Raw genomic sequence first — 14,611 nt, forward strand, 5'->3', positions numbered from 1 at the left:
GGCTCGCCCGCGCGATGCCGGGCTGACGTTCGGGGGGCGCGCGCTACGCAGGAGACGACCATGAAACGCATGTTCGACACCTCGATCCTCGCCGGCCTCGCGCTCGCCATCGCCGGCGCCGCCGCCGCGCCGGCGCTCGCCGGCCCTCCGGGCGGCGTTCCGCCGGGGCTCGCCAAGAAGGGCGTCAGCGCCAAGGAATGGCAGCGGTCCAAGGGCAGGGACGACCATGACGACCGCGCCTATTACGATGACCGGGACCGGGACAGGGACCGCGTGATCGTCATCGGAGAGCCGATGCCGCGGCGCGCGGATTACGTGATCATCCGCGACTATGACCGTTATCGCCTGTCGCCCCCGCCGCGCGGCTACACCTATTATCGCGCCGACGGCCGGATCTGGCAGGTGGCGGACGCCACCAACAAGGTGGCCCAGGCGCTGGGCGCGGTGTCGGCGCTTCTGCGCTGACCGCGACGCGGCGAGGTCGGGCGCGACGGCGCCGCGCCGCCGCCCGCATATCCCCCGAGACCCCGCCCGGAGCCGCTCCGGGCGGGTTTTTCGTCGGGTTTTCCGCCCAGCGGCGCCCCGTCGCTCTTGCCTCAGCGGGGCGTTCGGGGTGATCTGCGCGCGCCGGCGGGGCAGGGCTCCGCCGCGCCCCACGGCTCCGCCCCATGCGAGGGGAGGGAGCGGCGCGCAAGTCGGCCAGGAGGCGCCTCGCCATGTCCAAGCCCCGTTCGATCTTCGAGGACGTCTCCGACAAGGGACCGGACGTCGCCGCCGCGCGCGCGCCCGCCCCCCGGCCGGGAGAGGCCGACGCCCGCCGCCGCGCCGCGCGCCGGTCCATCGCGATCTGGCTGTTCGTGCTGGCGGGGTTGGTCGCGGGAATGGTCTTCGTCGGCGGGCTCACCCGGTTGACCGACAGCGGGCTTTCGATCACCGAGTGGAAGCCGATCACCGGCGCCCTGCCGCCCCTGAGCGCGCAGGACTGGCAGGCCGAGTTCGACCTCTACCGCGCCAGCCCCGAATACAAGCTGGTCAATTCCGGCATGACGCTGGCGGAATTCGAATTCATCTACTGGTGGGAATGGGGCCACCGGCAGCTGGGCCGGCTGGTCGGGCTGGTCTGGGCGGCGGGGTTCTTCTGGTTCCTCGCGCGGGGGATGATCCCCGCGGGCTGGACCTGGAAGCTGATCCTGCCCGGCGCGCTGGGCGGTGTGCAGGGCGCGATCGGGTGGTGGATGGTCGCCTCGGGGCTGGAGGGGACCATGGTCGACGTCGCCTCCTACCGGCTGGCGACGCATCTGGGGCTGGCGGTGGCGATCTTCGGCCTGCTGCTGCACCTGGCCTGGACGGTGCGCCTGTCCGGCGCCGACCTGCTTCAGGCCCGGCGACGGCGGATGCCGGGGCCGATGCGCTTCGCCTCGATCCTCGCGGGGGCGATCTTCGCGCAGATCCTGCTGGGCGCGCTGGTGGCGGGCATCGACGCCGGACGGGGCTATATCGACTGGCCGCTGATGGGGGGCGAGTTCCTGCCCTCCGAGTCCTTCGGCTATGTCCCCCTGTGGACCAATTTCTTCGAGAACCCGGCCCTGGTGCAGTTCAATCACCGGATGCTGGGCTACGCGGTCTTCGTGCTGGGCGCGGCCTTCTGGTGGCGGATGCGCCGGGCCGGGCATGCCGGGCTGAAGCGCCGGGCGGACTGGGTGATGGGGATGATGGTCGCGCAGATGGTTCTGGGCGTCGCCACGGTGATGCACGCGGCGCCGCTGGGCCTGTCGCTGATCCATCAGGTCGGGGCGCTGACGCTGTTCGCGCTGGCCCTGCGCGCCCGTCACGAGGCCGGCTGGCCGGGCGAAGAGCGTATCGCCCGCAGCTGACCCGGCGTTGGACCGGACGGCCGGCCGGGGGCGCCGCGCCCGCCGGCTTCCGGCGCCGCATCCCACCCTGCGACAGACCGTTTCCGTGTTGGCGACGGTCGCGGTTTCGTGAGCGGCTTGCCGCGCGCGCAGGCCCGAAGGTCGCTTTGCTGACGCAATCTCCATGCTAGGTTTTCGCAACGCCCCGAAAGACGTGGCGGACCTCTACAGGGAGATACCCAAGCTCATGCCCAGGAAGCTTTCTCTGACCGCCGCCGCCTTCGGCGCGGCCTGCGTCGCCGCGATCGGCGTCGCCTCCGCCACGGAAGTGGAGCCGAAGCTCGACGACAAGGTGTCGCTTCGCAAGGAGATGATGCACCTCACCGGCGCCTCGATGGGCGTCATGGCCAGGATCGCCAAGGGCGAGGCGGAGTTCGACGCCGGCGCCGTGCAGGGCGCGCTGCGCACCATGCACGCGGTGTCGCTGGGCTTCGCGGACCAGTTCCCCGAGGGCTCGGAGACCGCGGAGTCCGAGGCCGGCCCCAAGATCTGGTCCGACGCCGCGGGCTTCGAGGCCGCCGTCGCCAAGTTCATCGCCGATACCGGCGCGGCGGTGAAGCTGGCCCCGGCCGACGCCGAGGGCATGAAGCAGGCGATGGGCATGGTCGGCGCCAACTGCAAGGCCTGCCACACCGACTACCGCGTCAAGAAAGACTGAGCGTGCTTCGACGCGCGCTCCTGGTCGCCGCGGGGATCGCGGCGGCCGGTCTCGGCGGGGGGCTGTGGCTGACCGCGCCCCGCCCGATCGAGGCGGCGGCGATCCCCGCCGGCTGGTCGCCGGACGCCGAGGCCCGCGCCCGCGGCGCCCGCCTGTTCGCGCTGGGCTCCTGCGCCTCGTGCCACGCGGACCCGGAGGCGAGCGGCGAGGAGCGGCTGGTTCTCAAGGGCGGCCGGCGGTTCGAGACCGGGTTCGGGACCTTCGTCGCCCCCAACATCTCGCAGGACGTCGCGGCGGGCATCGGCGCCTGGGGACCGGCGGAGTTCGCCTCCGCCTTCCTGCGCGGCGTGGGCGCGGAGGGCGAGCATCTCTACCCGGCCTTCCCCTGGGCCTCCTACGGGCGGCTGGAGCTTGCGGACGCGCTGGATCTCTTCGCCTATCTGCGCACGCTGCCGGCCGATCCGACGCCCTCCCGGCCGCATGAGCTTGGGTTCCCGTTCTCGGTCCGGGCCGGGCTGGGGGCGTGGAAGCTGCTCTATTTCGACCCGGACTGGGTGGTGACGGAGGGGCTGTCGGCCTCGGCCGAGCGCGGCCGGCGGCTGGTCGAGGGCATCGGCCATTGCGGCGAGTGTCACACGCCGCGCAACGCGCTCGGCGGCCCGGAGCCGGCGAAATGGATGGGCGGCGGGCCGAACCCGGACGGGCCCGGCACGATCCCGGACATCAGCCCTTCGGGCCTCGGCGGCTGGTCCGAGGCCGACATCGCCTATTTCCTCGAAAGCGGCTTCACCCCGGACTATGACAGCGTCGGCGGCTCGATGACCGCGGTGGTCGAGGAAACGGCGAAGCTGGATCCGCAGGACCGCGAGGACATCGCCGCCTATCTCAAGGCCATCCCCCCGGCGAACTGAGCTGGGGGGCGGCGGGCCGGGGGGCGAATTCTCCGCGGCATTAGAGCTATCGGGCCGAAATCGGCCGATTTCGGCCCGTTCGCGGGCGTTTCAGGACGCCCGCGGCAACCATGGCGATTGACGGCGCGCCCCTGGGCGGTCTACCTCCGCCCCACGGCCCCAACCGCGGCAATCTCGGGAGGCTCCCATGGCGCAGCTGCTTCACCTGGTGTTCGGAGGCGAGCTTGTCAGCCCGTCCTCGAACGAGTTCACGGACGTCGACAAGATCGACATCGTCGGAATCTTCCCCAATTACGCAAGCGCCTTCACCGCCTGGAAGGCCGCGGCGCAGCGCAGCGTCGACGATGCGCACAGCCGCTACTTCATCGCCCACCTGCACCGCCTGCAGGATGAGGCCAAGAAGGACTCGCCCACCGAAAAGCTGGGCTGAGCGGGAGGTCCGCGCGCACCCATGCTTCGCCAGGTCCGGGCCAGTCCGCTGCTGCGCAGTCTCGTGGCCCGCCTCGGCGCGGGCTACATCCGGCTGGTCGACGTCACCTGTCGCTGGGAGGTCGAGGGCGCCGCGTCCCGCGCCCTGATCCGCGGCGCCTCGGGCCGGTGGATCGTGCCGGTCTGGCACGGGCGCCTGCTGATCGTGCCGGCGGAGAAGACGCGGGCGATGAACGTGCTCGCCCTGATTTCGGCCAATCGCGACGGCGAGATCATCGCCCAATGCGTGGAACGGTTCGGCGCGGCGGTGCTGCGCGGGTCGTCCCGCGACAAGCGCAAGCCGGACAAGGACAAGGGCGGCGCCGCCATGGCCGCGGAGGCGATCGAGCGGCTCTCGGTCGCCGAGGACATGGTGCTGGTGCTGACCCCCGACGGGCCCCGCGGGCCGCGGATGCGCGCCAAGCCCGGCGTGGCGGGGCTCGCCATCGCCACCGGCGTGCCGGTGATCCCCTTCGCCTACGCGGTCGCGGGGGGGCGCGTGCTCGGCTCCTGGGACCAGTTCGTGCTGCCCTTTCCCTTCGGGCGCGGGGCGAAGGTGTTCGGGGAGCCGATCGAGCCGCCGTCCGAACCCGGCCACGCGGCGCAGGAGGCGTTCCGGGCCGAGATCGAGGCCGCGCTGAACGGCGTCGCCGCACGGGCGGACAGCTTGGTCGGCCGCACGCCGATCCCCCCGGACCCCGCGCCGGCGATCGAACCCGGCCCCGACATGCCGGCGTCCCCCGACGCGCCCCCCGACGCCCCGCTGCGCGAGGCATGAGCGCGCCCGGCAGTCCCGGCCGCGCCCGCCCGCCGCGTTCCCTCGCGCTGGGGCTCTATCTGGCGCTGTCGCGCGTGGCGGAGCCGGCGCTGCGCGCGCTCCTCGCCCGCCGCGCCCGCCGCGGCAAGGAGGATCCCGAGCGGATGGGGGAACGTCTGGGCCATGCCTCGCGCCCCCGGCCGCCCGGTCCGCTGGTCTGGCTGCATGGGGCGAGCGTGGGGGAAAGCCTCGCGGCGCTGCCCCTGATCGAGGCCCTGCGCGCGGCGCGGCCCGGCCTGACCATCCTGATGACCACCGGCACCGTCACCTCCGCCGCCCTGATGGCGGAGCGGTTGCCCGAAGGCGTCCTCCACCAGTTCGTCCCGGTGGATGCGGGGCCCGCCATCGACCGTTTCCTGGACCATTGGCGCCCCGACGCGGGTCTGTGGGTGGAGAGCGAGCTTTGGCCCGGTCTCGTCCACGGGGCCTGGGCGCGGGGCGTGCGCATGGCGCTGGTCAACGCCCGGATCTCGGAGAAATCGGCCAGGGGATGGCGCTGGGCGCCGCGGATGATCGCCGGGCTTCTGGGCCGCTTCGACGTCCTGCTGGCGCAGGACGGGGGGGTGGCGCGCCGGCTCGCCGCGTTGGGCGCGCCCGAGGCGGGGCTGCGCGTGGCGGGGTCGCTCAAGGCTGGGGCCGCGCCGCCGGATCGGGCGGAGGCCCGCGCGGCGCTGGCCGGGGCGCTGGCCGGGCGGCCCTGCTGGCTGGCCGCCTCCACCCATCCGGGGGAGGAGGAGGCCATGGCCCAGGCCCAGATCCGCGCCGCCGCGCGCCTGCCCGGACTGATCGCCCTGATCGCCCCGCGCCATCCCGAACGGGGGGCCGAGATCGCCGAGACCCTGCGCGCCGGGGGCCTGCGCGTGTCCCGCCGCGGGGCGGGGGAGGCGCCGGGGCCGCGGGATGACGTGCATCTGCTCGATACGCTGGGGGAGATGGGGGCCTGGTTCCGGCTGGCCCCGGTGAGCTTCGTCGGCGGGTCTTTCGCGCCGGTGGGCGGGCACAACCCGCATGAGCCCGCGGCGCTCGGCTCCGCCATCCTGCACGGGCCGCGGGTCGCCAATTTCGCCGAGGACTACGCCGCCCTGCGCGCCGCCGGGGGCGCGGCGGAGGTGACGGGCGCCGCCGCGCTGGCCGAGGCGCTGGTCCGCCTTGTCCCCGACGCCGCCGCCTGCGCCGAGCTGACCGAGGCCGCCCGCGCCGCCCTGGGCGACGGCCGCGGGGCGCTGGAGATCACGCGGGACGCGGTGCTGAGCCTGCTGCCCCCCGAACCGGAGCCCCGCCCATGACCCTCGCCGCCCCCGCCTTCTGGTCCAACCCGCCGGAGCGTCCGGGCTGGCTGGCGCGACTGCTGAGGCCGCTGGGCGCGGTCTACGCCGCCGCCACCGCGCGCCGGGTGGCGAAGGCGGGCTGGCGGGCGCCGGTCCCGGTGATCTGTCTCGGCAACCTGACCGCGGGGGGGGCGGGCAAGACGCCCTCGGCCATCGCGGTGCTGCAGGCGCTGGCGGATCTGGGGGTGGAGGCGCACGCGATCTCCCGCGGGCATGGCGGGTCAGCGGGGCAGGGCGCGCCGCATCGGGTGGACCTCGCCCGCGATCCGGCGGAGCGGGTGGGGGATGAGCCGCTTCTGCTCGCCGCCTTCGCGCCGACCTGGGTGTGCCGCGACCGCGCCGCCGCCGCCCGCGCCGCGACGGAGGCCGGGGCGCAGGCGCTGGTGATGGATGACGGCTTCCAGAATCCGGGGCTGGTCAAGGACCTGTCCATCCTGGTGGTCGATGCCGAGGCCGGGTTCGGCAACGGCTTCTGCATTCCTGCGGGGCCGTTGCGGGAGCCGGTGGCGGCCGGCCTCGCCCGCGCCGATCTGGTGCTTGCGGTGGGCCCCGCGCCCGCCCGCGCCCGGTTGCGGGCGCGCTGGCCCGCGCTCGACGCCCTTCCCGTGATCGAGGGCGAGGTCGCGGCCCGCGACATCGGCATCGACTGGAGCCGGGAGCGGGTCTTGGCCTTCGCCGGCATCGCGCGGCCCGAGAAGTTCTTCGCCACCCTGCGCGGGCTGGGGGCCGAGATCGTCGCCGCCCACGCCTTTCCCGACCACGCCCCGTTTGCGCCGCGCGCCCTGCGGAGACTGGAGGCCGAGGCCGCGCAGGCCGGCGCCCGCATGGTCACCACCGAAAAGGACGCCGTGCGCCTGCCGCCCGCCTTTCGGGGCAAGGCCATGCCGCTTCCGGTTGAGTTGAGGCTGGTCGCTCAGGCTGAGTTCAGGCGGCGCCTTGAAAAGGCGGTCCTGCCGCGTAATGGCCGCAATTCGGCCTGACCTCGGCCTTGACCGTTGAGATAGGTTTAACAGTCCCTCGGTCGTGATCCTGTCCGTCACGACATATTCGGGGCGCGCTCGTGGCCGATCTGATCGGCCCCGGGCGCGCCCCGCTTTTTTTGGGCCGCCGTTTTGAGGGGAAACGGCATGCGGCCATGCATTCCAGGTCGCCGCGCGAGGGGGAAGCGCGCCGGCCCGGCTCCTGCCTTTCCAATACGCGGCCCGGCGCGGGCTCCGTCGCGCCCCGTCGAAAGATTTTTCCACCGGGCGCCCGGAACGCAACCGGCCCCGGCGAGGGGTCGCCGGGGCCGGTCAGGGCAGGGGGCGCGACCCCCGGATCAGGCGCGGCGGATCAGGACGCGGCGACGGCTCGCCTGGTCATCACGCCCACCAGATGCGCGCGGTATTCGGGCGAAGCGTGGATGTCGCCCATCATGCCCTCGGCCGGGACCGACAGGCTCTCCAGCGCCGCGGGCGAGAAGTCGGCGGTGAGCGCCGTCTCGGCCTCGGTCCAGCGGAACACGCCTTCCTCGGAGGCCCCGGTGACCGCCACCCGCACGCCGTCGGCGTATTTGGCCACGAACACGCCGACCATGGCGAAGCGCGAGGCCGGCTGCACGAACTTCTGGTAGTTCGACGCCTCGGGGATCGGGAAGCGGATTTCGGTGACGATCTCGCCCTCGCCCAGATCCGTGGCGAACATGCCCTGGAAATAGTCGTCGGCGACGATCTCGCGGGCGCCCTCGGGGCCGGTCAGCACCAGCGTCGCGCCGCAGGCCAGCGCCGCGGCCGGGTAGCAGGCGGCCGGGTCGTTGTTGGCGAGGCTGCCGCCGATGGTGCCGCGATGGCGCACGGCCGGGTCGCCGATATTGTCGGCCATGGCCGCCAGCGCCGGGAAGGCCGAGGCGGTCAGTTCAGCCACGCGGGCATGGGGCGTGGCGCCCTTGATGTTGACCACCTTGCCCTTGACCTCGACGCCCACCAGTTCGGGGATGCCGGCGAGGCTGACCAGCGAGCCCGGCTGCGCGAGCCGCTGCTTGAGGGTCGGGATCAGGGTCTGGCCGCCGCCGAGAGGCTGGGCCTCCTCGGCCTTGAGCGCCTCGATCGCCTCGGCCAGCGAGGCGGGTTTGACGAGCTCGAATTCGTACATGCTGGGTCTCCTGCCTGGCGCTGTCGGTTACTCGGCGGCCATGCGGCCGGCCGCATCCTGGATCGCCTTGACGATGTTCTGGTAGCCGGTGCAGCGGCAGAGATTGCCCTCGAGATATTCGCGGATCTCGGCCTCGGTCGGGCTGGCGTTGCGCTTCAGCAGGTCGGCGGCGGTCATCACCATGCCCGGGGTGCAGAAGCCGCACTGCAGGCCGTGATTGTCGCGGAACGCTTCCTGAATCGGGTGCAGCTCGCCCTCGCCGGGGGCCAGGCCCTCGATGGTGGTGACGTCCGCGCCCTCGGCTTCGCCGGCGAACATGGTGCAGGCCTTCACCGACTGGCCGTCCACATGCACCACGCAGGCGCCGCACTGGGACGTGTCGCAGCCCACATGGGTGCCGGTCAGGCCCAGCGTCTCGCGCAGGAACTGCACCAGCAGGGTGCGGCCCTCGGCCTCGGCGCTGACGGGCTTGCCGTTCACGGTCATCGAAATCGTCGGCATCGCCGATCCCTCCCCTTTAATGTCGTGTCGCGCGGTGACGCGCGTGTCCTGAAGTTCGCGCGGCGACGCGCGGATCAGCCGGTGATGCGCTTCAGCCAGCTCTTCTTCTCTTCGGGCGGCTTTTCCAGCGTCGCTTCGGCGCCGGCCTCGTCGACGCCTTCGACGACCTTCTGGAAGCGGTCGAAGAACTTGTCGGCGGTGGACTTGGCGAAGCCGCCGATCACCCGGCTGCCGAGCTGGGCGAGCTTGCCGCCCACCTTGGCCTCGGCATCGTAGTCGAGCTGGGTGCCTTCATCCACATCGGTGAGCTTGACGGCCGCGCCGCCCTTGGCGAAGCCCGCGGCCCCGCCCTTGCCTTCGCCGACGAGCTTGTAGCTCTCGCCCTCGACCACGTCCTCGAGCGTGACCTGGCCCTTGAAGGTGGCCTTCACCGGGCCGACCTTCTGCGTGACCGTGGCGGCGAACCCCTCTTCAGGGCTGCCTTCAAGGCTCTCGCAGCCCGGAATGCAGGCCTTGAGGACGTCCGGATCGTTCAGCGCCGCCCAGACGGCGGCGCGGGGGGCTGCGATGACACGCGTTCCCTTGAGCTCCACTTCGCTCTCCCATGGCTTCGGGGACAGGTGCCGCGGACATGGCGCGCGGCCCGCGCCAGATAAGCGCCTCGGGCGGGTCGGGCGCAACCCCCTAGGTCGCCCTATCGGTCGATGGAGCGGAGCGAGGGGGCAAATTCGCGGTCCCGAATCGAAACGGCCCGCCATGAGGCGGGCCGAAGCGTCCGTCTGCGGGCGAGCTTCGCTCAGGCGTCGCGGCGCCGGCGACGCCGCGCGAGCAGGCCCAGCCCGCCCAGCGCCGCGCCCAGCATGGGAAGGGCGGCGGGCAGGGGAACGGCCGCCGCGCTGGCGTAGCTCACCGTGAACTCCTGGTAGCCGGACTTGAGTTCGCTGAACTCGACGGTCAGGTAGGAGACGCTGTCGGCGGGCGCGAGCAGCGAGACGGCGGGCGAAAAGTAGCTGCCGCCGTTGATCCCGGTGTCATAATCGCCCCGCGCGAAGATGGTCTTCGAGCCGGCGGAGCCGAAGCCGATTTCCGGCCCGACGCTGGCGCTGTAGTCGGTGGCGATGAACTCAGCGGCGCCGTCGCCTTCGAACAGGGTGCCGGTCACGGTGATGTCGTAGTCATACCCCGACTCGGCGACCAGCTCCCAATAGAAGCCGAAATAATCGATTCCCCCGAAATCGTCGGCGACCGGCAGCAAGGACTGGACATCGTATTCAATGGTGAACGACCCGCTGGCGCCGGTCAGATCGTAGCTTCCCACCGGGCTGCCGATATATTGCGTCGTGGCGGACGCGACGGCCGGCATCATGGCCAGTCCTGCGATCGCTCCGATAATCCTGGTAAAGTTCATGTTCACCCCCTGAGGCCGATGGCCTCCTCCACACAGTATAAACGCTACCTGAGCCGCTGATTCATTTCAAGCGATCCACAGGGTTACTGATGAACAACTGGAACCGGACGCGCCGGATTGTCGTTCATCGCGTTCATGATCCCTCCCCCGAGGAAAAGCGTCGCGGCCTCAGTAGCAGAGGCAGTCCTGAAGGTCGTAGCCGACCACGAAGATCTGGCCGTTGGCGTCGTAGCCGCCCGAGCCGTTGTCCGACACCGGCTGGAAGATCAGGCCCAGCACGTCGCCGTCGGCGCCCGTCGGCGCGAAGCCGTCGCCGTTGGCCATCGCGGCGTCGTACATGGTCTGCGCCGCCGCGGTGAGCTGGACGCCCGGTGTGGAGCGGGAGGTGTCGATGCCGCCCACGTCGTCCATGAGCTGCCAGATGGCGCTCTGGATGTCGGTGTAGCCGTAGCCCTGGTCCTCGTAGCGCTGGCTCAGGAGCCAGTTGAGGTTGTCCAGGTTCTCCTCCTTGTCGATCACGTCGCCGCCGTCGAAGTTGACGTCCGGAATGTCGCCGGTCGAGGTGTAGACCAGCGCGTCGGTGGCGTCGTAGTTGGCGGGGCGGGTGCGATCCACGCAGTAGGCCGGGCCGAACAGGCCGTCGATGCCATGATCGGTGAGCCCGAGCGCGCCGAGATCGAGCAGCGCCTCGGCCGCGGTCTCGTCGAAATCGACCGCGGCGTTGACCGTCTCCACCAGCCAGCTGACCGGATCCAGCACCTGGCCCAGGTCCATGGAGGCGAGCAGCGGGTTGTCGTTGTCGATCAGCTCGACCGCGTTGACGCCGCCGCAGATGTCGATGACGACCTCGCCGATATCGGTCGCGCCCTCATCGTCGCCGATGACGTATTCGAACGAATCCGCGCCCTTCTGGCCGACCAGCAGCGTGTCGAAGTCGTCGCCGGTCCCGCTGAGATCGTATTCGAAGGCGTCGCCGACCCGGGTCACCACCGCGCCGCTGTCCAGCGTGAAGCTGTCGCCGTCGGTCATGAACTCGATGCCGGCGTCGGTCTTGATGCCGAGCAGGCCCCAGACCTCGTCCGGATCGGCGTCCGAGTCGTTGGCCAGCACGTCGATCAGGGTCGCGTCGGTGGAGCAGAGCCCGCCTTCGTCGTCCACGGCGATCGGGGCGGAGTTGGCGTTGGCGCCGCCGCAGTCGAGCTCGCCGGCATTGCCGCCGATCTTCTCCGAGTCGCCGCGCCAGCCGCCCTCATAGCCGACCGAGGTCGCGCGGATCGCGAAGTCCTGGTTGCGGAAGTCGTCCAGGCTCATCCCGTCGGGATGCGAGATCACCAGCGTGGTGGAGCGGATGTCGTCCTTGCCGATGCCGGAGGTCCCGAGCTTCACGCCGGCGTCGAAGCGGCCGAGACCCGAGACGTTGGCGCCCCAGCCGAGATCCTTTACCCGGTCCTCGCAGTACTGGGTTCCGGTGACGTCGTCGCCGGTGATCCGCAGGCCGCCGATCTTGCTCTCGTCCGCGACGTGGAAGAACAGGCCGCGCAGGTCGCCGACCTTGGCGCTGTCATCGGCCACGGCGAGCTCGATCTGAACCGAGCCGTCGGGCAGCTCGGTGAGGTGGACCTCGATGTCGAGCCCGTCCTGCGACAGGGTGAACTGGCAGGCGCCGCCGCCCGACGGGGGCGGGGTGTCGTCGACGTCCTCGACCTCGACCTTCACGCAGGCCTCGTCGGAGCCGCCCTCGCCGTCGGTCACCTTGACCTTGACGTCGTAGACATTGTCGCCGTCGGCATCGAGCGGCGCTTCGAAGTCGGGCGCGTCGATGAAGGTCAGCTCGCCGGTGGCGGGGTCGACCGTGAACAGCGCCGCGTCGTCGCCGCCCGAGATCTCATAGGTCAGCGTGTCGCCGTCGGCGTCGGTGGCGTCGAGGTCGATGACGGCGAGCGTGTTCTCGTCGATCGTGACTTCGATGCAGGCGTTGCAGTCGTCTTCGAACACCGGCTCGGCGTTGACGTCGCAACCCCAGCCGCCGCCCCAGCCGCCGCCGCCCCAGCCGCCGCCGTGCCCGCCGCCGCCGTGACCGCCGCCGCCGTGCCCGCCGCCGTGACCGCCGCCCGAATGACCGCCGCCCCAGCCGCAATCATCCCAGGACGAGCCGCCCCAGCCGCCCTTCGAGCCGCCCCAGCCGTCATCGCACCAGCTTTTGGAGTCGTGCTTCTTCGAGCCGCCCCCGCCGCCCTTGGAGCCGTAGCCCCAGTCGCAGTCGTTGGATTTGTTGTGGCCGCCCCATCCCTTGGAACCGTGCGAAGAGCCTTTGCTCGATCCGCCCCAGCTCGACGAGGAATAGCCCCAGTCGCATTTGCCGGACGAAGAATAGCCGCCCTTGCTGCTCGACCAGCCGCCGAACGAGAAATATCCGTAAGTCACCGCGAAAGTCCCCATAGAACACGCGGGCGCACGCTCCTACCCAGGAGCGGACCACGTGAGTCCCCAGAACGCAGCCGGGACCCCCCCGACAGCGCACGCAATTTGTATTTGAGACGCAGAAACGCTTTTACGACTGACCCTGACCACCCGCCGTGTCTGCCCCAGTCACGGTTGGGTCGGGTCATTCTTGTCACCGGCCTACAGGGCCGGCTCATCACCGGCCTACATGGCCAGCGGACGCTACGGGCCGTTGTATAGCCCCGATTAACGGCAAATGAAATGCCCTTGAGGTTAATAACCTTGCGTCCTTTCACGACAAGGGGACGGCGCGCGATCGGTCGCGCCGGCATGTCTCGGGCCCTGGCGAGGCGCGCGGAGTTTCGCCATCGCATTGGGTCGCAAAGTGAAATTCGATCCCATTCGGGGCCCGCGAGGGTCGTCCGACCGGCCGGTCGCCCCGGTTTTTCCGGCGCCGGGCTTCCATAAAATCTGCATTAACAGCGCGGCGACTTTTGCGGGTTCCAGGGGTGGTAAGGTTAAAACCTGCGGATTCGCGCGGCGCCGGCGACGGGAGCGAGTCGTTTTCGGCGCCGGAGTGTTGATCCGTCGACAGCTGATTCCGCTTGCCGCGCCGTCCGGGGGCGGGTCAGATGACGGCCGCGCCGACCTGCGCCGCGCCGCGCGAACCGATCCTCGTCATCGTCCTGCGAACGGACTTTCGCGGGCGGTCGCGACGGCGCGCGCGTAGGCGCGTGTCAGTCCCGCATTCGCCGTCCCGTTTTCCCGGTCCCGCATCCCCCGTCCCGCATCCTCCGTCTCGTTTCAAGGAAGCTCATGGCCTCTCTTCTTCGCCAGATCGTCGTGCTGGCCGCGCTCGCCGGCGGCGCCGGATGGGCGATCCAGACGCAGTTCCCGCAGGAGGCCGCCGGCGATGGCGAGGCCCGCAAGCGCCCGCCCGTCTCCGTGGCGGTGGCCGAGGCGCGGGCCGGCGAGGTGGAGCGCGTGGTCTCGGCCATCGGCACCGGACGCGCGCTGCGCTCGGTCGAGCTGCGCTTCACCGATACCGGCCGGGTCTCCGAGATCCTGTTCGACGACGGCGACGCCGTGGAGGCGGGCGCGGTCCTGGCCCGGCTCGACGATGCGGCGGAGCAGGCGGCGCTGGCCGAGGCCTCCGCCGCGCTGGAGGAGGCGCAGGCCGCCTTCGAACGCGCCGAGGCGCTGCGCGAACAGGGCCGGGTGACCACGGCGGCCTTCGACGTGGCCGCGGGGCTGCTGAAACGCGCCCGCGCCCGCAAGGCGGCGGCGGAGGCCGATCTCGACGGGCGCTACCTGCGCGCGCCCTTCGACGGGGTGGTGGGCTTCGCGGCCATCGATCCCGGCGCGGTGGTGTCCTCGGGCGCCAATATCGCGACGCTGGACGACATCTCCGAGCTTGAGGTGCAGTTCGCCGTGCCCGAGCGGCATTTCGGCGAGGTGGCGGTGGGGCGCGCGGTGCGGGCCACGACCTCGATCTTCCCCGACGAGTCCTTCCTGGGCGAGGTCCGCTCCATCGACCGGCGGGTGGACGAGCTGTCCCGCGCCTTCCGGGTGCGGGCGCGGTTTCCCAATAACGGCCTGCGGCTGCCGGCGGGCGCCTTCATGCAGGTGGAGCTGGTGCTCGACGCCCGTCAGGGCGTGATCGCGCCGGAGGAGGCGCTGGTGGTCGAGGCGGGCGCCGTGCATGTTTTCGTGCTGAACGCCGACGACCGGATCGAGCGGCGCGAGGTCGTCGTGGGCGGCCGCCGGGCCGGGGAGGCGGAGATCATCTCGGGCCTAGAGGCCGGAGAGCGGGTGGTGACCCGCGGCGTGCAGAAGGTGCGCGACGGGGTGCCCGCCAGGGCGTTGCAGACGGAGGGCGCCCTGCGCCCCGAGGCCCGCGCCGACGAACCCGCGCCGAGCGAGCGCGCGGACGCGGCGCCGCCCTCGGGGCCGTCCCGGGCCGGACGCCCCGCGACGCCCGCCGCGACGCCCGCCGCATCGGGGGCGGCTCCGATCCGCTCCGCCGGCTGACGGG

General features: G+C 71.7%; 14 protein-coding genes. 9 read left to right on the forward strand and 5 right to left on the reverse strand.

From position 1 onward, the window contains the following. Window positions 1-60: 60 nt before the first annotated feature. From BLV24_RS19575 to lpxK, 8 genes are all read left to right on the forward strand, one after another. Entirely contained in the window at window positions 61-465 is a 405-nt protein-coding gene (locus BLV24_RS19575) for an RcnB family protein (protein WP_176954843.1), read from the forward strand. A gap of 251 nt (window positions 466-716) precedes the next feature. Further along, the gene (gene ctaA / locus BLV24_RS19580; RefSeq protein ID WP_092685008.1) at window positions 717-1,874 is read left to right on the forward strand and encodes a heme A synthase; all 1,158 of its coding nucleotides are present in this window, start codon (window positions 717-719) and stop codon (window positions 1,872-1,874) included. 226 nt (window positions 1,875-2,100) lie between these two features. Further along, the gene (locus BLV24_RS19585) at window positions 2,101-2,571 is read left to right on the forward strand and encodes a c-type cytochrome (protein WP_176954844.1); all 471 of its coding nucleotides are present in this window, start codon (window positions 2,101-2,103) and stop codon (window positions 2,569-2,571) included. 2 nt (window positions 2,572-2,573) lie between these two features. After that, a complete protein-coding gene (locus BLV24_RS19590; RefSeq protein ID WP_092685012.1) occupies window positions 2,574-3,482 on the forward strand; it encodes a c-type cytochrome in 909 nt (302 codons plus the stop codon). 187 nt (window positions 3,483-3,669) lie between these two features. Further along, entirely contained in the window at window positions 3,670-3,912 is a 243-nt protein-coding gene (locus BLV24_RS19595) for a DUF4170 domain-containing protein (RefSeq protein WP_092685014.1), read from the forward strand. Window positions 3,913-3,933: 21 nt separating this feature from the next. Continuing rightward, entirely contained in the window at window positions 3,934-4,728 is a 795-nt protein-coding gene (locus BLV24_RS19600) for a lysophospholipid acyltransferase family protein (protein WP_092685016.1), read from the forward strand. Then, window positions 4,725-6,053, forward strand: a complete 1,329-nt coding sequence (locus BLV24_RS19605) for a 3-deoxy-D-manno-octulosonic acid transferase (RefSeq protein ID WP_092685018.1) — start codon at window positions 4,725-4,727, stop codon at window positions 6,051-6,053. Before BLV24_RS19600 ends, BLV24_RS19605 begins: the two co-directional genes overlap by 4 nt. Next, window positions 6,050-7,075, forward strand: a complete 1,026-nt coding sequence (gene lpxK, locus BLV24_RS19610; protein WP_092685020.1) for a tetraacyldisaccharide 4'-kinase — start codon at window positions 6,050-6,052, stop codon at window positions 7,073-7,075. Before BLV24_RS19605 ends, lpxK begins: the two co-directional genes overlap by 4 nt. Window positions 7,076-7,427: 352 nt before the next feature. On the opposite strand, the gene BLV24_RS19615 is transcribed toward lpxK, so the two are convergent. The 5 genes from BLV24_RS19615 to BLV24_RS21770 all read right to left on the reverse strand — a co-directional run bounded on the left by BLV24_RS19615 (window position 7,428) and on the right by BLV24_RS21770 (window position 12,558). Then, window positions 7,428-8,225, reverse strand: coding sequence for an FAD binding domain-containing protein (locus tag BLV24_RS19615; RefSeq protein ID WP_092685022.1), 798 nt, complete (start codon window positions 8,223-8,225; stop codon window positions 7,428-7,430). A 27-nt stretch (window positions 8,226-8,252) separates the two neighbouring features. Further along, window positions 8,253-8,726, reverse strand: a complete 474-nt coding sequence (locus BLV24_RS19620; protein ID WP_092685024.1) for a (2Fe-2S)-binding protein — start codon at window positions 8,724-8,726, stop codon at window positions 8,253-8,255. 74 nt (window positions 8,727-8,800) lie between these two features. Beyond that, window positions 8,801-9,319: an SRPBCC family protein gene (locus BLV24_RS19625; RefSeq protein ID WP_092685026.1), complete on the reverse strand. Its 519-nt coding sequence runs from the start codon at window positions 9,317-9,319 to the stop codon at window positions 8,801-8,803. A gap of 203 nt (window positions 9,320-9,522) precedes the next feature. Next, a complete protein-coding gene (locus BLV24_RS19630; RefSeq protein WP_092685028.1) occupies window positions 9,523-10,134 on the reverse strand; it encodes a VPLPA-CTERM sorting domain-containing protein in 612 nt (203 codons plus the stop codon). A 168-nt stretch (window positions 10,135-10,302) separates the two neighbouring features. Then, window positions 10,303-12,558: a cadherin repeat domain-containing protein gene (locus tag BLV24_RS21770; protein WP_176954845.1), complete on the reverse strand. Its 2,256-nt coding sequence runs from the start codon at window positions 12,556-12,558 to the stop codon at window positions 10,303-10,305. 834 nt (window positions 12,559-13,392) lie between these two features. On the opposite strand from BLV24_RS21770, the gene BLV24_RS19640 reads away from it, so the two are divergent. Beyond that, complete coding sequence (locus BLV24_RS19640) at window positions 13,393-14,607, forward strand: efflux RND transporter periplasmic adaptor subunit (RefSeq protein WP_092685030.1); 1,215 nt, start codon at window positions 13,393-13,395, stop codon at window positions 14,605-14,607. Window positions 14,608-14,611: the final 4 nt, after the last annotated feature.

The organism is Albimonas donghaensis, from assembly GCF_900106695.1.
Taxonomy (GTDB): Bacteria; Pseudomonadota; Alphaproteobacteria; order Rhodobacterales; family Rhodobacteraceae; genus Albimonas; species Albimonas donghaensis.